The following is a 16,469-nucleotide window of genomic DNA, read 5'->3' as shown; positions in this document are numbered from 1 at the left end:
CGGTATAGTGTCCACCTGATCGTAACGCTGCATTGATGGAGGATCTGTCATGTCCCCTTTCCCTGTATGGTACCGGCTTACCCTGCTCATTCCACTGGCTGCCGCCTTGCTGCTCGGCGGTTGTGCCACTGCTGATCTCCAGCTGAAACCCGGCTACCAGCCGGTTGGTGATGTCAGAGGTCCTGGCGGGACACTGGTGCTGGCCTCGTCACTGGAAGGAACCGTGCCCGGCGTGGGCGAGCGGATTCAGTGGATTCTGGGAGAGGTCAAGGAGACCGACGGCACGGTGCGGGGGAACGTCACCAGTCCGACCGCCCCTAGCGCATTGGTTCGCAATGCACTGCAGCAGGAGCTGTTGCGGGCCGGTTATGCGGTGCAGGTTGCCGGGTCCGTGCCGAAGGATGCCGGCTATGGGCTGGTCTTGGCTGCCAGCTCGCTGCATCTTGATGAGACCCGCTCACTGATCAAGGTGGAGGCTGACTGTCGGGTCAGCTTTTCGGTTGAGGTCTGGCTGAAAGGTGTCAAAACCAATACCCTGAGCTTTGAGTCCCGCTTCTCCGATTTTGCGGTCAGGGATCGTGAAAAGCTGCACCAGGAGGTCCTGCAGAAGGCCTTTGCCTCTGCCTTCAAACGGGCCCTGCCGGCACTTGTTGAACAGCTGAAGAAGTAACCATTTTATATTTATTGTAGGGGAGAGATGAGCACTATGGCCATAGCAAACAAGATTGCCGGATACATTTCCCGTTCGTCCTGGATCCGCAAGATGTTTGAAGAAGGGGAGCGTCTGCGCCAGGAATTCGGTGCTGAGAACGTCTATGACTTTACCCTGGGCAATCCCGAGGTTGAACCGCCTGAGGCGTTCCATGCCGCCCTGCGGCGGCTAGCAAATGAGCCGCTGCCCGGCATGCATCGCTACATGAACAATGCCGGCTATCCGGAGACCCGGGCGGCGGTTGCCCGCAAGCTTGCTGCCGATTCAGGTCTGGAGGTGACGGCTGCCCATGTCATCATGACCTGTGGTGCCGGTGGCGCCCTGAACGTGGTGCTGAAGACCATCCTGAATCCTGGCGAAGAGGTCATCATCCTGACCCCCTATTTCGTCGAGTACAAATTTTACATCGACAACCATGGCGGCGTTCCGGTGGAGGTCTGGACCAACCGGGAGACCTTCCGCCTTGATCTGGCTGCCATTGAGGCTGCCATCACCACCAAGACCCGTGCCATCATTGTCAACTCGCCCAATAATCCCACCGGGGTAATCTATACGGCCGAGGAGCTTGCAGCTCTGGGCGAGCTGGTGAAACGGGCCCAGGCCCGTACCGGCCACCAGGTCTATGTGATATCGGATGAACCGTATGCACGGCTTTCCTATGACGGGGCACAGGTTCCCAATATCTTCCCGCTGATCGAATCCAGCATCGTGGTAACGTCGCATAGCAAGGATCTGGCACTGCCCGGTGAGCGGATCGGCTACCTGGCTGCCAATCCACGCATGGCAACGGCCATGCAGTTCATGGAAGGGGCGGTCTTTTGCAACCGCACGTTGGGGTTTGTGAATGCCCCGGCCCTGATGCAGCGCCTGGTGACGGATCTGCAGGATGTTTCAGTGGATAGCGCGGCCTACCGGGATAAGCGCGACCTGTTCTATACCAGCCTGACCGGGCTGGGCTTCAGCATGGTCAAGCCCGATGGCGCCTTTTACCTGTTCCCGAAATCCCCGTTCGCCGATGATGTGGAGTTCGTCAAGCTGGCCCAGAAGCATCATATCCTGCTGGTGCCCGGATCAGGTTTTGGCGCGCCGGGCTACTTCAGGATCGCCTACTGCGTGGACAAGGGGATGATTGAACGTAGCCTGCCGGCCTGGGGACAGCTTGCTGTCGAGGCCGGGCTGAAGCCGTAACGCCAGCAGATTTCCAACCGTAAAAAAACAAGGGCCACCCGGCGTAGCGGGTGGCCCTTGTCATGTCTGCGGCAGGACGGTCTCAGGGGAGACCCAGCTCGTCATCCGCTTCAGCGGCCAGACGTGCCAGCTCCACAGCAATTGCAGCGTCGGTCCGGCCTGTTACCTCGCGCAGCAAACCTACCTGCAGCCTGACCTCGGCGATGTCACTGGCAGGAGCCGTCTCCTCCAGGTACTCGGCGATCTCTGCCAGGGCCGCGGCACCGACTGAGCCGGCCGCCCCTTTCAGGGTGTGGGCCTCCATTGCCAGGACCTGCATATCCCCTTTTTCAAGGTACTGCTCAATTGACTGCAGGTAGATGGCGGCCTGCCTGCGGAACAGGGTGAGGATTTCAGGCAGCAGATAGCTGAAGCCGGGCTGATGGTAATTTGCCATCAGGTAGTCCTGATCAAGCACTGCTGCCTGTGTCATGCGCTGCTCCTAGTCCCGGAAGCGCCGGGTCAGGTCACCATACGCCTCAATGCGGCGGTCCCGCAGGAACGGCCAGATGCGGCGTACCGCTTCGCTGCGTTCCAGATCGAGTTCTACGGCAAGTATCTCTTCCTGTTCCGTACTGCCTTTGCACAGGAACTCACCCTGCGGTCCGGCGATGAAGCTGGTTCCCCAGAACCTGATCCCGCTGGCATGGGGGTCGGGGGATTTTTCAAAGCCGACCCGGTTGACCGAGAGCACCGGCAGGCCGTTGGCAACGGCGTGGCCGCGCTGGACCGTTACCCAGGCCTCCCGCTGCCGCTCCTGCTCTTCAGCCGTGTCAGCCGGGTCCCAGCCAATGGCAGTGGGGTAGATCAGCAGGTCGGCACCGGCCAGGGACATCAGACGGGCTGCCTCCGGATACCATTGGTCCCAGCAGACCAGTACCCCCAGGGTGCCGACCGAGGTGCGGATCGGGGTAAAACCCAGGTCGCCCGGGGTAAAGTAGAATTTTTCATAGAAGCCGGGATCATCCGGGATATGCATCTTGCGGTAGATGCCGGCAATCGAGCCATCCTGCTCAAACACCACGGCGGTATTGTGATACAGCCCGGGGGCGCGGCGCTCGAACAGCGAGGTGACCAGTACGATCCCGAGCTCCCTGGCCAGTGCGCCGAGCCGTTCCGTGGCCGGGCCGGGGATCGGTTCAGCCCGGTCAAACTGTTCGGTGGCCTCGGTCTGACAGAAGTAGGTGCCGTTGTGAAGCTCCTGCAGCACCACCAGTTTTGCGCCGTCTGCAGCAGCCTGACGGACCATCCGGCCGGTCTTGGCAAAGGTCTCGGGCTGGTTGTCGCTGCAGCTTTGCTGGATCAGGGCGGCCTTGAGACGTTTCATGGCAGCACCCCGGCCGGCAACTGCATGGTGATGCAGTGCAGGGAACCGTGCTGTTCAAGCAGCGGCAGGCAGTCAATGCCGATGATTTCCCTGCCGGGGAAGGCCAGGGCGATCATGGCCAGGGCGCCGTTATCCACCGGATCGCGGTAGGTGGGAACCAGCACGGCATCGTTGATCACCAGATAGTTGGCGTAGCTGGCCGGCAGGCGGTTGCCTGCGGCATCGTATTTGGCTTCGGGCCAGGGCAGGGCCAGCAGCCGGTAGGGGCTGCCTCCCGCCGTAGTCAGCTGCTTCAGTTCCTGCTCCATCTTCTGCAGCGCCTCGTAATGGCTGTCAGCCGGATTGTCGCAGGCCACATAAACGATGGTGTCATTGGGGCAGAGCCGGGCCAGGGTGTCAATATGGGCGTCGGTGTCATCCCCCTCCAGGTGGCCGTGCTCAAGCCAGAGTACCTGCTGCGCACCGAACAGGGACTGCATCGCCCCTTCCAGCTCCTGGCGGGTCAGTTGCGGGTTGCGGTTGGGGGAGAGCAGGCACTGAGCGGTGGTCATGACGGTACCGCAGCCGTTGCTCTCGATGCTGCCGCCTTCAAACACCAGGCCGATGCTGTTGATGCGGGGCAGCAGGGCGCCCTGCTGTTTCAGTTGCCGGGTGACCTGGTTGTCCAGATTGGCGGCAAATTTCAGGCCCCAGCCGTTAAAGCCGAAGTCGAGCAGCACCGGCTGGTCATTCACCTCCACCGTAATCGGGCCGAAGTCCCTGGTCCAGGTGTCGTTGGTGGCAACCGGACAGATCGCAACGCGGGCCAGATCCACCCCGGCAGCGGAAAGATGGTTTCGTGCCGCATCAGGGTCAGGTGCAACCAGCAGCACTTTTTCAAAGCGGACGATCTGGCGGATCAGCTCGGTATAGGTAGTGCAGACCTCGGGTAGCTGGTCTGACCAATCAGTGTCGGGGTGGGGCCATGCCAGCAGGACGCCGTCCTGTGGTTCCCATTCAGCCGGCAGTCGAATCTTCATGAAGCGGCATCTTCCTTTCTCGGTAACTGATGATACGGTTTTTGGCGGATTGAACTAACGAAGTATAGCGGTGAACCGCGTGAGCTGCAAGTTTCTTTACCCTTGCCTTGCAGTCCGGTTTGGTTTAAGAAATCTGAGCTTGTACACATTTTTTAACGGAGTCTTTCCATGCTTCAAAGTATTATCCTGCAGGCCCCGGCCAAGGTTAACTATCGTCTGGATGTGATTGCGCGGCGTCCGGACGGCTACCACGAGCTGCGTATGATCATGCAGCGGGTCAATCTGTGCGATCAGGTCTCCTTAAAGCTGGTTGATGGCAATGAAATCAAGGTCAGCTGCGGACGGGAGGGGGTGCCGGACGGCGAAGGGAATATTGCCTGGAAGGCTGCCCGGGCCCTGCTGGATCTGGCAGGACAGCCCTCCGGCGTTGAGATCGCCATTCAGAAGAATATACCGGTGGCGGCCGGCCTGGGCGGGGGCAGCAGTGATTGTGCCGCCGTGCTACTGGGGCTGAATGAACTGCTGGGGCTGGGACTTTCCTGTGAACAGCTGATGGAGATCGGGGTGAAACTGGGTGCTGATGTACCGTTTTTTGTCTTTCAGCAGACCGCGCTGGCAGAGGGGATCGGTGAGAAGTTAACCCCGCTGACCGGTCTGCCTCCGGCCTGGGTGGTGCTGGTCAACCCCAACCTGCCGGTCTCCACCGCCTGGGTCTATAAAAATTTGCAGTTGACACAACGGGAGCGTCTGGCTACAATTCCCGACTCGTTTGAGGACGTTGCATCAATCTGTCGTGTGCTGTCGAATGATCTTGAAAGTGTAACTATCCCAGCATTTCCGGTTATTTCCGAGATAAAGGATGAGCTGATTGCCCTGGGGGCATGTTGCTCGTTGATGTCCGGCAGCGGCCCGACCGTGTTCGGTCTGTTTGATAATGAAGCAACTGCCCGCGCGGCCGGCGAAGCGCTGCGTGGCAATAACGACTGGTTTGTAGCGGTGGTTGAGACGGTCTAGACGGTATTTTTCTGTCTGAAAGGTAGAGTACGTTCCATGTACGACAAGATCAGAGTGTTTTCTGGAAATTCCAACCCCAATCTGGCTCAGAAGATTTGTGATGTGCTTGGCGTCCCGTTGGGAAATGCCAGGGTCAAGACCTTTTCTGATGGCGAGGTGATGGTTGAAATCTGTGAGAACGTCCGTGGTCGTGACGTCTATGTGGTACAGTCGACCTGTGCTCCCACCAATAACAACCTGATGGAGCTGCTGGTGATGACCGACGCCCTGAAGCGGGCCTCGGCTGCCACCATTACGGCGGTGATTCCGTATTACGGCTATGCCCGTCAGGATCGCAAGGCTGCTCCCCGTACCCCGATCTCCGCCAAACTGGTGGCTGATCTGGTCACCACGGCAGGGGCTGACCGCGTGGTGACCATTGACCTGCATGCCGCCCAGATTCAGGGCTTCTTCAATATCCCGGTGGACAACCTGTATGCCGCGCCGGTTATCCTGAATCACCTGAAGGAGCGTTTTTCCGGCCAGGATATCGTCATGGTCACTCCCGACGCCGGTGGTACCGAGCGTGCCCGCGGGTTTGCCAAGCGTCTTGAGTGCCCGATGGCACTGATTGACAAGCGTCGTACCGGTCCCAACGTGGCTGAGGTGATGCATCTGATCGGCGATGTCAAGGGCAAGATCGCCATCATCCTGGATGATATGATTGATACGGCCGGTACCCTGACCCAGGCTGCCGGTGCCTTGAAACAGAACGGTGCTGCCGCTATCTATGCGGCTGCCACGCACGGCGTCCTGTCCGGTCCGGCCATTGACCGCATCAACGGCTCCGTGATCGAAGAGGTGCTGCTGACCGATACCATCCCTCTGGGAGCCCATGCCGAGCGTACCTCCAAGATCAAGGTGCTGTCGGTTGCGCCACTGCTGGGTGAGGCGATCCGCCGCATCCACGAAGACGAATCCGTAAGCTCGCTTTTTGTATAAAATCTAACTAGCAGGAAAAAATTTTGCGGTCAGACAGGCCGCTTTTAGGTTGGGAGGAAGACCATGCAACAGACCCAAATGAAGATTGAAACCCGTAGCAGCACTGGCAAAGGCATCAGCCGCAAACTGCGTGCTGCCGGACGCATTCCCGGTATTGTCTATGGACGCGGTATGGAGCCGGTGGCAATCAGCCTGGAGCCCAAGGCCCTGAGTGCTGCCATTGCCGGTGAAGGCGGCCTGAACAACCTGATCACCCTTGAGGGTGGCGGCGACCTGGACAAGGTGGTTGTGATTGTGGCTGAGATTCAGCGTGATGCCATCAAGCGTACCCCTGAGCATGTCGACCTGCACCGGGTTAACATGAGCGAGAAGGTACGGGTGAACGTTCCGGTCAGCCTGGTCGGCACTGCTGCCGGTGTCAAGGAAGGCGGCCTGCTGGATTTTGCCCACCACAGCCTGCATATTGAATGTCTGCCGGGCCAGATCCCTGAGCATATCGAGATCGATATCGCCGACCTCAAGATCGGTCACGCCATCCACGTTTCTGAAATCAGCTTCCCGGCCGGTGTGAAGTGTGTCGACAACCCCAAGACCCCGGTTGTCGGTGTGCTTGGCAAGGCCAAGGACGAGGCTGCAGCAGAGGCCTGATTCACTGCATGAGCAGGCCGTGGCGGTCCTTATGGGCTCCACGGCCTGTTTTTGTCTGACACTATGGATACGATCGTAATTGCAGGGCTGGGTAACCCCGGCTCAAAGTATCAATGGACCCGCCACAACGCGGGTTTTCTGTTTCTGGACAGGATCGCCCAGCTGGAAGGGTTGTCGATTGTCCGGAAACAGTTTGGTGGCCTGACTGCCGAGTGGGAACGTAAGGGGAAGCGGCTGGTGCTGCTCAAGCCGCAGACCTTTATGAACCTCTCCGGCCGTTCGGTCATGCCTGCGCTGCAGTTCTACAAGCTCAAACCTGATCAGTTGATTGTGGTGCATGATGAGATTGACCTGCCGCTGGGGGCTGCCCGCCTGAAGCAGGGGGGAGGGCATGGCGGCCAGAACGGTCTGCGCTCCATCATGGAGCTGCTGGGCAAAGGTGATTTTGTGCGTCTGCGTCTCGGCATCGGGCGGCCGCTGCATGGTGACGTGACCAACCATGTGCTGGGCGTCTTCACGCCTCCGGAGATGGAGATCTTTGCCAGGGTGCTGGACGGCGCCCTGGATATGCTGGAAACCGCCCTTGATGAAGGGGTTCCCAAGGCGATGAGCCTTTTTAACAACAAGTCTTACCTGGAAGGATAACGGTTATGGGTTTCAATTGCGGCATCGTCGGCCTGCCAAACGTGGGCAAGTCCACTATCTTCAACGCCATCACTTCGGCAGGTGCTGAATCGGCTAACTATCCGTTCTGCACCATTGATCCCAATGTCGGTATCGTGCAGGTGCCGGACCCCCGGATCGATCAGCTTTCCGCGATTGTCAAACCCCAGAAGTGCCAGTTTACCACCATCGAATTCGTTGATATTGCCGGACTGGTCAAAGGGGCAAGCGCCGGTGAAGGGCTGGGTAACCAGTTTCTGGGTCATATCCGCTCCGTGGACGCGGTTGTCCATGTGGTGCGCTGCTTTGATGATGACAATGTCGTGCATGTGGCCGGCAAGGTCTCCCCTGCCGATGATATTGAGATCATTAACACCGAGCTGGCCCTGTCGGACCTGGATACCCTTGAAAAAAAGGTCCTGCGTGCAGAGAAGCTGGCCCGCAGCGGCGATAAGAAGGCCAAGGAAGAGGTGGCCCTGTATGAGCGGATCAAGGGGCTGCTGGAACAGGGTAAAAAGGTCCGTGACTGTGCAGAAAACGAGGATGAGCGGATCTGGCTGCGGGATCTGCACCTGCTGACTGCCAAACCGGTCCTGTATGTGGCCAACGTGGCAGAGGACGATCTGGAGGGGAAGCATCCCTTTGTGGCGCAGGTGCGTGAGATCGCTGCCGCCGAAGGTGCCGGTGTGGTGGTGATCTGCGGCAAGATCGAGGCAGAGATCGCCGAGCTGGATGGTGATGAGAAGCTTGCCTTTCTGCAGGAGATGGGGCTGCAGGAGTCAGGTCTGGATCGTCTGATCCGGGCCGGGTACGACCTGTTGGGCCTGATCACCTACTTCACCGCCGGGGTCAAAGAGGTCCGGGCCTGGACCATCACCAGAGGCACCAAGGCCCCCCAGGCCGCTGGAGTGATCCACTCCGATTTTGAAAAGGGCTTTATCCGGGCCGAGGTGATCGGCTTTGAGGATTACATCGCCTGCAACGGTGAATCAGGCGCCAAGGAAAAAGGGCTGATGCGGCTGGAAGGCAAAGAGTATGTCGTGAAAGACGGTGATGTGATGCACTTCCGTTTTAACGTCTAGCCATAATGACCAGGAGACGGGGGCTGATCGGCCCCCGTTTTTTTTTGCCGGCATAGAAGACTAGATTTGTCTTTTATGCTTGCAATCAGAAAAAAATGCGCTAGTATCTCTCCATACAACCAACACGGGCAACCGCCTGACTACCCATGAGGAGGAGATTCCAATGCCTAAGCGTCTTGAAGTTTACAAGTGTCAACATTGCGGTAACATCATCGAAGTACTGATCGGTGGCGGCGCCAACATCGTCTGCTGCGGCGAAAATATGCAGCTGCAGTCCGAAAATACCGTTGATGCTGCCAAGGAAAAGCATGTACCGGTCATCGTCAAGGGCGACGGCACCATCACCGTCAAGGTCGGTGAGGTTTCCCACCCGATGGAAGAGAAGCACTACATTCAATGGATTGAACTGATTGCCGACGGCAAGGTCTACACCCAGTTCCTTGAGCCGGGTCAGGCCCCCGAGGCCACCTTCTGCGTTACCGCCACCACTGTGACCGCCCGCGAATACTGCAATCTGCACGGTCAGTGGAAAGCAGAAGCATAACAAATACACTGATGACCAGTCTGCTACAAACACCTGCCGCTCCCCTGGAACGGCAGGTGTTTTTGTAAGGTTTTTATGGAACGCAAGGTTACGACACTGCCCCGAACATTGCTGGTCAACATGGTCACGATTGTGACTGTGGCAGTCGGGCTGTTTGTGCTGCTTTCCCTTTATTTCGAGGGGAGCCGCTTCGAACAGGAACGTCATGAGCTGGACCGCAACATGCTGGAACCGCGCCAGCAGGAGTTGAAGCGCCAGGTCGACAGTGCCATTGAGTACCTTGAGTACCGCCGTTCCAGGCTGGAAGGGCAGGCCCAGGATGATATCCGGCAGCGGGTGGAGGAGGCCCATGCCGTTGCGACCCATATCGTTGCCAGGTACCGGGCAGAAAAGAGTCCGGAGGAACTGCAGGAGATGGTGCGGGAGGCCCTGCGCCCGATCCGCTATGCCGCTGGCAAAGGGTACTACTTCGCCACCGGGCTGGACGGTACGGAACAGTTGTTTGCCGACCGGCCGTCGCTTGAAGGGAAAAATCTGCTCCGCATGCAGGACACGGAAGGACGGTATGTCATTCAGGACATGATCCGTATTGCCCGTACAAAGGGGGCAGGCTTCTACCGCTATACCTGGACTAAGCCTGATCAGCCGGGCACCCATTTCAGAAAGATCTCGTACCTGAAAAAGTTTGCACCGTTTAACTGGCTTATCGGTACCGGGCTGTACCTGGATGATGTCGAACAGCAGGTCAAGACAGACGTTGCCGGGTACCTGGAAAATATCAGGTTCGGGAAAGATGGCTATATCTTCGCAGGGCAATGGGACGGCTATGCCATTGCCGGCCCTGCAAAAGGGAAAAACATGCTCTCGACCACCGATGCCGAGGGCAATCCCGTGGTGGAAAGGTTGATTCAGCTGGCTAAAAGCGGCGGGGGCTACGTCACCTACCGGATGCCTGACCTGTCCGGGGTCCGTCAGGGGGCCAAGATGAGCTATGTGCGTGGTGTCAAGGACTGGCAGTGGTATGTCGGTGCCGGCATCTACGTTGAGGATATCGAGAGCTCGGTACGCCAGGCCCACCATGAGATGGTCGTCCGGATGATCAAGACCGTGCTGTTGCTGGTGCTGATCCTGGCAATATTTGTGGCCTTCGCCTTCCGGGTGGCGCAGCGGGCCGCCGCCAGGACGCAGGTGGCCCTTGATCACTTTCACCGGTTTTTCGAGCAGGCGGCAACCGGTTCCGCCTACCTGGCCCCTGAATCCCTGCCGTTTGAAGAGCTGCAGAGCATCGCCTGTTCAGCGAACCAGATGGTGGAGGAACGCCGGCGGATTGAAGAAGAGCTTCACCAGCAGGCGGTCCTGCTGGAACAGGAGGTTGCCGAGCGGCAGGAGGCCCAGGAATCACTGGCCGGGAGCACGCGGGAACTGGAGGCCATCAACGCAACCCTCAACGAGCGGATCGCGGCTGAAGTGGCCGAGAATATCGAAAAAAACCGGATCATGATCCACCAGGGACGTCTGGCGGCAATGGGGGAGATGATCTCAAGCATTGCCCACCAGTGGCGCCAGCCGCTGAACAACCTCGGTATCATACTGCAAAGCATCCGCTTTGATCATGACCTGCAGGAGCTGGATCAGGAGGCGCTGGACCAGCATGTTGCCACCGGCATGGAAATGATCATGTACATGTCGAAGACCATCGACGACTTCAGAAACTTCTTCATGCCTGAGCGTGAGCCGCAATCGTTCGACCTCATGGGGGCTGTCCAGAGTGCCGTCTCACTCTTAAAAGCCAGTTTTGACAGCTGCGGGGTCCAGGTCATCATCAAGGACGAAGCTGCCGGCAGCGTGGATGGTTTCCCGCGGGAGTTTGCCCAGGCCGTGCTGAACATCCTGAATAATGCCAAAGACGCCTGTGTCCAGCGTCAGGTGGCAACCCCCTGCGTAGAGATCCATGCCCGGCGCCGTGATGGCCATGCGCTGATCACGATCAGCGATAATGCCGGAGGCATACCGGCTGAGATCATCGACCGGATCTTTGACCCCTATTTTACCACCAAGCCCAAGACCCAGGGGACCGGGCTGGGCCTGTATATGGCAAAGATGATTATCGAAAAGAACATGGGGGGGCAGTTGACCGTCTCCAATACGGCTGCCGGGGCCGAGTTCCGCATTCAGCTCTAACATCGCTCCGCAGCTTTACACCCCTTGCCACATCATGTAGTATGGCCGGCCATGAACCATCGCATTATCAACCGCTATCTGATGCGCGAAATCGTCGGCATCTTCGCACTTGGTCTGACCATCTTTACGCTGGTGCTGCTGATGGGGCGGATGGTCAAGCTGATGGAGATGGTGGTGGCAAACGGGGTTCCCCTTGCCGAAGTCCTGCGCCTGATTCTCCTGCTGTTACCCTCCTTTCTGGTCCTGACCATTCCGATGGCCTTTCTGCTGGCGGTCCTGCTGGCCTTTGGCCGGCTCTCCAGTGATAACGAGATTACAGTCCTGAAGGCCTGCGGCCTCAGCCTTGGCGCCCTGCTGCCGCCGGTCCTGCTGACAGCCGCTGCTGCTGCGCTGCTGACCCTCTTTATCAGCGTGGTGGCGGTACCCTGGGGCAATACCGGTTTCAAGCAGATGACCATGGATGTGGCCCGCAAATACGCCGCCTCGGCCATTCGTGAGCGGATCTTCCGCGACGACCTGCCCGGCATCGTACTCTACGTGGATCAGTACGATGAGGCCCGGCGTACCATGCAGCGGGTCATGATCCAGGACAGCCGCGATCCTGAACGTCCCTTGACCATCTTTGCCAAGAGCGGTCTGGTCTCCTCCGATGAGGTCAACGGCGTGCTGCGGATCCTGCTCAAAAACGGCAGCATCCACACCCAGCACAAGAACGATTACCGCCTGGTCTCCTTTGGCGAATACCTGCTGACTGCCGAATCCGGGCGCAGCACGCCGCCGGTCAGGACGGAACTGGATCTCGGGATCGGTGAGCTGCAGCGCGGGAGCCACTCACCGCAGCTGGCGCCCCAGGCCCGGCTCAAGATGGCCACTGAACTGCACAGCCGCTTTGCGTTCCCCTGCGCCACCTTTGTCTTTGCGATTCTGGCCCTGCCGCTGGGGCTTTCCAACCGCCGTTCCGGCAAAGGCTCCGGCTTTACCATCAGCATCCTGATCCTGCTGATCTACTATGTCCTGCTCTCCTTTCTGCGTACCCTGGCCGAAAAGGGGGGCATCCCGCCGGCTCTGGCGGTTTGGCTGCCCAACCTGCTCTTCCTGGCCATCGGACTGCTGCTGCTGTGGCTGGCCTCGCAGGAAATGACGCTCAAAGCGGCCCTGGGCCGCCTCTTCAGATCCGGGAGGGCTGCCTGATGTTTGGTATTGTCGGACGCTATCTGGCTGGCACCTGGTTGCGGCTCTTCCTGCTCTGTCAGGGCGGTTTTCTGGCGGTCTACCTGATCCTGGACTTCATGGAGAAACTGGGCCGTTTCAGCAAGGCCGGCGCCTCCCTCAGCGCCATCCTGCAGTTCTTCCTGTTCAAGATCCCCGAGATGCTGGGCCAGACCATGCCGTTTGCCGTGCTGATGGCCACCCTGCTGGCCCTGGGGATGCTTTCCCGCAGCAGTGAACTGACCGCCCTGCGCAGCTGCGGCCTCAGTATCCCCCGCATTGTCCTGCCGATCCTGATGCTGGGGCTGCTCTGCAGCCTGGTACTGCTGGTCAACTCTGAATTCGTGGTGCCCAAAAGCTACCAGCAGATGGAGCATATTGAAAAAGTGGTCATCAAGAAGCAGAGCGTCAACACCTTCTTCCGGCTCAACAATATCTGGTTCCGCTCCAACAACCTGATCCTGCAGGCCAAGGTATTTGAGCCGCTCACCCGCACCCTGAAAGGGGTGACCGTCTGGGAACTCTCGGCCGACATGCAGCCGGTCAGGCGCATGGATGCCGAACAGGCGCTATATGGCAGCGGTGGCTGGGAACTGCTACAGGTCCGTACCCGCAGCTTTGCCGGGCAGGGCGGGGTGGTGGCATCGGCACGGCTGAGCGTGCCGCTTACCCTCAAGGTGGATGATCTGCGGATTCTGGACAACAACGCCGACAACTTCAGCTTCCGCAAGCTGCGGGAGTATGCGGTCAGCCTTGAAAAAGGCGGCTACCCTGCCGGACGCTACCGTACCATGATGCATGCCAAGCTGGCCCTGCCGTTTGGCGCCTTTGTGATGGTGGTGTTGGGGATCCCCTTTGCCCTCAAGACCGGCCGCACCAGCGGGGTTGCCATGGGGATCGGGGCCGGGGTGGCGATCGGGTTCGCCTACTTCATCATCAATGCTGCTGTCCAGTCCTACGGCCGCAGCGGGGTGCTGCCCCCTTTTGTGGCTGCCTGGGGCGCCAACCTGATCTTTGTCCTCAGCGGCATCTGGCTTTCCATGACCGTCAAGCAGCAGTAACGGCTGTTGGTTCCGATCACCGGTTTTATTCAAGGAAAAGCAGCCTGTTGATGCTGGTTGTCTTGCTATACCACCCAAACCTCTGGAAAATTCCTGAAATCATGGTGTACTATGGATTGCCGGGCAGACCGGTAAGGTCTGGCCCGGTTTCTGCTCATTCCTGTCTTGCCCTGCGGTAAAGCCCGGTTGCTTCATCAACGGATTCATGTTCAGGAGTTGCCTATGTTGCGCATTGTTATCCTCTTGGTTTTTCTGGCCTGGGCTTCATCTGCGTCTGCAGCGACGACAGCTGCGGACAACAGCTGGCTCAAGGAAATTCCGCTTCAAGACGCGATCCGGGTCGGTACCGGCGCCACGATTGTGGTTGAAATATCCGACCCAGACTGCCGTTTCAGTCGCCGCATGGCCCGTTATTGGGCGATGCGGAAGGATGTGACCCGCTACATCTTCCTGATTGCCTTAAAGAACCACCCGGATGCGGCTCAAAAAGCTCACTACATCCTCAGCTCGCCGGACCGTGCAGCCGCCTACCGTCAGGTCTTTAGCGGCTCCCTTGATTTTGACGAAAAACTAGCGGCACGCCGCTATGATGACCATGGCGCCCTGAAGCGGCATCAGGCTGTAGCAGCCAGACTGGATGTTGTCGGCACACCGACATATTTTCTGTCTGGAAAACGTGTGAACGGTGCCAAGGTGAAGGAGCTTGAACAACTGCTGGGAGGGGAAACCATTCCATTCGATGTGGAAGGGGAGTCACCGTATTCTCAGTAACCCCTCTCAGTCCTGGGTATAAAGTGTTTCAGTGTCAGGCTTGTGGTTGGGCATGCGCTGATTACTCTTTGCATTCTCCGGCTACATTTTCTGTACCGTGGTTGGCGGATTCAAAATCCTGACTGCCCCCTATCAGAACAATCCAGGTGACGATTGTTACGACGGCACTTCCCAAACGTGCAAATATGCTTGGCACGATACAGAAGGTGATACAATTCTTGCTCGTTGAGGGAAAAATTCGCAAACTTCTGTTGTTGACACGAACAGGCAAGGGGGCAGCATGGATCAAATCATCGCCGTTGTCATGAGCTTCTATCATGACTACCAGTTTATCAGTATCATTGCTCTGATAGCTCTGGTCATTTTTTTGTATCAGAACCCGAAGCAGACCTTGAAGTACCTGGTGGTTATCATAGTACTTCTAGTCGCCGGCTACTTTATCGTTCACATGGACAAAACCTCTGATCCTGCCACGAGCGGAAAAAGGGAATTGGGCCAGAAAACCAAAAGGGCGCTCGGTGAGTAGCCTCGAGCTGCCTGCCATCCAGGTCGAAAGCAAAGACCCCGCCTGGTGGGGCGGGGTCCTAGTGTGCAACACTATCTCTTAAAAATGGGGGACAGGCTACTTTTTAAGGCCTGCTCTCAAAAAAAGCAGCCTGTCCCCCTTCCTCCTTGGAGTGTGGTCTCTTCCGAGATGCCTTGAAAGCCATTTTACCCCGTTGCGCTTAATCTCTCTTGTGTCGCGCTTGAGGCTCCGCCGGATAGGTGATTACAACTGTTCCCACTGCGTGAGATTTCGTGCTCAGGTTAGAGAGATAGACCGTATATTCTCCTTTTGTCCTGACAAGCTCACCCGCATCAACCCCATAGTAGATGGCTTCCTTTGTTTTAAACTTCGCGAGTTTCTTGATATACCTTTTCTCGATCCTGTTGGTCTTTTCATCATTAATACCGGCAGTCTCAACAATCCATACCTTGAAGGGGGAGCCGTCATGCTTGATTCGGCCACCTCCTACCTCAACATCCACGGTGATGAGGCCCGGCTCATCAAGCGTGATGGGGAACCTTACCGAGTAAGGGTCGTTCTCGCCACCAGGGGCAGGGAGCAGTGTGAATTTGTGAGTTTCAGTCCGTTTCAGGCGCTCCTGGCCAGCCACCACCATACCAGACGAAAGGGTAACCAAAAGAAACAGAATAGACAGGAACATTGACAGGATGCCACTACGATTTTTCATGTTGTGCCTCCGTGATCTGTTTTTACAATAATACCCCATTATCAGATAAAATCCATTGCGTGAGTGATTGTTGAATTTAGACAAGGAGCAGCAGCCACCTTTTTTTATATGAAACCTCTTTGGAGGCAACGGTGTGGGAGTTGTTCGGGCATAACTAAGAGGGCAGGAGATCTTTAATGTTGTGGGTCAAAAAGCAGCCTGTCCCCTTTCCTCCTTCGTTATTCATCCGCCCCTTTACGTACGGCAAGCTTGGTCTGGCCATAAATCTTTGCGAATTCAGCATCTGGCGTAATAATCGTGATTTCCGCTACAGCAGTTTCCCCAAGACCGATTTGGCCTGGTACTGCAAACGATTGCAGGGTAAATCCTCTTTTGTGGTTCCCCCAAAAGGCTGAGCTCGGTTCTGCTACTTTTCCTGTGATGACAGTCTCATTTTTCTTGTTCCTGATCTGTATGTCTAAAAGGAACCTGCCCCTGAACTTTGCTCCCAAGTCAAGTTTCTCGACTTCAAGATCCAATTGGTGATTCCCTGGATATTTGGGTTTAAACGGAAACTCCACTTTCATTCCCTTCTTCGACAGATCTATCTCCGCCGAGGCCAGGGGCACAAATTTATCCGAGGGTGGGAGCAGGAAGTTGAAGAACGGCGATGTCCGTCGGGCAGATATGAACCCCACAATAATAGCGACCACAAGGCAGGAAATTAGCAGGGGTTTCTTCATTGTCTTCTCTTCCGCATAACGGGGCCGGCCTTGACCCGCCCGCCCAGCTTTTTCGGGCGGTCGGCGTCCAAGG

The 16,469-nt window shown here is 57.5% G+C and carries 18 protein-coding genes; 13 read left to right on the top strand and 5 right to left on the bottom strand.

Going from position 1 to position 16,469, the window contains the following annotated elements:
* Positions 1 to 49 precede the first annotated feature (49 nt).
* Both FY034_RS11670 and FY034_RS11665 read left to right on the top strand, forming a co-directional pair.
* Positions 50 to 670 (top strand): hypothetical protein, encoded by a 621-nt coding sequence (locus tag FY034_RS11670; RefSeq protein WP_265550724.1) that lies wholly within the window; start codon positions 50 to 52, stop codon positions 668 to 670.
* 36 nt (positions 671 to 706) lie between these two features.
* A complete protein-coding gene (locus tag FY034_RS11665) occupies positions 707 to 1,900 on the top strand; it encodes a pyridoxal phosphate-dependent aminotransferase (protein WP_265550722.1) in 1,194 nt (397 codons plus the stop codon).
* Between the two features lie 82 nt (positions 1,901 to 1,982).
* Here the strand turns inward: FY034_RS11665 and FY034_RS11660 are convergent, their stop codons facing one another.
* From FY034_RS11660 to FY034_RS11650, 3 genes are read right to left on the bottom strand one after another with little or no spacing between them, the layout of a single operon-like run.
* The gene (locus FY034_RS11660; protein ID WP_265550720.1) at positions 1,983 to 2,372 is read right to left on the bottom strand and encodes an Hpt domain-containing protein; all 390 of its coding nucleotides are present in this window, start codon (positions 2,370 to 2,372) and stop codon (positions 1,983 to 1,985) included.
* 9 nt (positions 2,373 to 2,381) lie between these two features.
* On the bottom strand, positions 2,382 to 3,266 hold the full coding sequence (locus FY034_RS11655; protein ID WP_265550718.1) for a carbon-nitrogen hydrolase: 885 nt from the start codon (positions 3,264 to 3,266) through the stop codon (positions 2,382 to 2,384).
* Positions 3,263 to 4,285 carry an agmatine deiminase family protein gene (locus tag FY034_RS11650; RefSeq protein WP_265550716.1) on the bottom strand — a complete coding sequence of 341 codons (1,023 nt, stop codon included), beginning with the start codon at positions 4,283 to 4,285 and terminating at the stop codon, positions 3,263 to 3,265. Before FY034_RS11650 ends, FY034_RS11655 begins: the two co-directional genes overlap by 4 nt.
* 168 nt (positions 4,286 to 4,453) lie before the next feature.
* Between FY034_RS11650 and ispE the strand changes: the two genes are divergently transcribed.
* From ispE to FY034_RS11595, 11 genes are all read left to right on the top strand, one after another.
* Entirely contained in the window at positions 4,454 to 5,299 is an 846-nt protein-coding gene (ispE, locus tag FY034_RS11645) for a 4-(cytidine 5'-diphospho)-2-C-methyl-D-erythritol kinase (RefSeq protein ID WP_265550714.1), read from the top strand.
* A 36-nt stretch (positions 5,300 to 5,335) separates the two neighbouring features.
* On the top strand, positions 5,336 to 6,280 hold the full coding sequence (locus tag FY034_RS11640; protein ID WP_265550712.1) for a ribose-phosphate pyrophosphokinase: 945 nt from the start codon (positions 5,336 to 5,338) through the stop codon (positions 6,278 to 6,280).
* A 63-nt stretch (positions 6,281 to 6,343) separates the two neighbouring features.
* Complete coding sequence (locus FY034_RS11635) at positions 6,344 to 6,928, top strand: 50S ribosomal protein L25 (protein ID WP_265550710.1); 585 nt, start codon at positions 6,344 to 6,346, stop codon at positions 6,926 to 6,928.
* Between the two features lie 63 nt (positions 6,929 to 6,991).
* Positions 6,992 to 7,573, top strand: a complete 582-nt coding sequence (gene pth, locus FY034_RS11630; RefSeq protein ID WP_265550708.1) for an aminoacyl-tRNA hydrolase — start codon at positions 6,992 to 6,994, stop codon at positions 7,571 to 7,573.
* 5 nt (positions 7,574 to 7,578) lie between these two features.
* On the top strand, positions 7,579 to 8,673 hold the full coding sequence (ychF, locus tag FY034_RS11625) for a redox-regulated ATPase YchF (RefSeq protein ID WP_012470637.1): 1,095 nt from the start codon (positions 7,579 to 7,581) through the stop codon (positions 8,671 to 8,673).
* 163 nt (positions 8,674 to 8,836) lie between these two features.
* Positions 8,837 to 9,217, top strand: a complete 381-nt coding sequence (locus FY034_RS11620; RefSeq protein ID WP_265550705.1) for a desulfoferrodoxin — start codon at positions 8,837 to 8,839, stop codon at positions 9,215 to 9,217.
* Between the two features lie 75 nt (positions 9,218 to 9,292).
* Positions 9,293 to 11,398: a cache domain-containing protein gene (locus FY034_RS11615; protein ID WP_265550703.1), complete on the top strand. Its 2,106-nt coding sequence runs from the start codon at positions 9,293 to 9,295 to the stop codon at positions 11,396 to 11,398.
* Between the two features lie 51 nt (positions 11,399 to 11,449).
* Complete coding sequence (gene lptF, locus FY034_RS11610; RefSeq protein WP_265550701.1) at positions 11,450 to 12,589, top strand: LPS export ABC transporter permease LptF; 1,140 nt, start codon at positions 11,450 to 11,452, stop codon at positions 12,587 to 12,589.
* Entirely contained in the window at positions 12,589 to 13,668 is a 1,080-nt protein-coding gene (gene lptG / locus FY034_RS11605; RefSeq protein ID WP_265550699.1) for an LPS export ABC transporter permease LptG, read from the top strand. Before lptF ends, lptG begins: the two co-directional genes overlap by 1 nt.
* A gap of 222 nt (positions 13,669 to 13,890) precedes the next feature.
* On the top strand, positions 13,891 to 14,439 hold the full coding sequence (locus FY034_RS11600) for a thioredoxin fold domain-containing protein (protein ID WP_265550698.1): 549 nt from the start codon (positions 13,891 to 13,893) through the stop codon (positions 14,437 to 14,439).
* A 280-nt stretch (positions 14,440 to 14,719) separates the two neighbouring features.
* Positions 14,720 to 14,965 (top strand): hypothetical protein, encoded by a 246-nt coding sequence (locus tag FY034_RS11595; protein WP_265550696.1) that lies wholly within the window; start codon positions 14,720 to 14,722, stop codon positions 14,963 to 14,965.
* Positions 14,966 to 15,164: 199 nt separating this feature from the next.
* Here FY034_RS11595 and FY034_RS11590 read toward each other — a convergent pair whose 3' ends face one another.
* Positions 15,165 to 15,674, bottom strand: a complete 510-nt coding sequence (locus tag FY034_RS11590; protein WP_265550694.1) for a hypothetical protein — start codon at positions 15,672 to 15,674, stop codon at positions 15,165 to 15,167.
* A 218-nt stretch (positions 15,675 to 15,892) separates the two neighbouring features.
* On the bottom strand, positions 15,893 to 16,396 hold the full coding sequence (locus FY034_RS11585; RefSeq protein WP_265550692.1) for a hypothetical protein: 504 nt from the start codon (positions 16,394 to 16,396) through the stop codon (positions 15,893 to 15,895).
* Between the last annotated feature and the right edge of the window lie 73 nt (positions 16,397 to 16,469).

Origin of the sequence: Trichlorobacter lovleyi, from assembly GCF_015239775.1 — a bacterium.
Lineage (GTDB): Bacteria > Desulfobacterota > Desulfuromonadia > Geobacterales > Pseudopelobacteraceae > Trichlorobacter > Trichlorobacter lovleyi_B.
The sequence above is the reverse complement of the archived record's forward strand: the minus strand, read 5'-3'. Positions and strand labels throughout refer to the sequence as shown.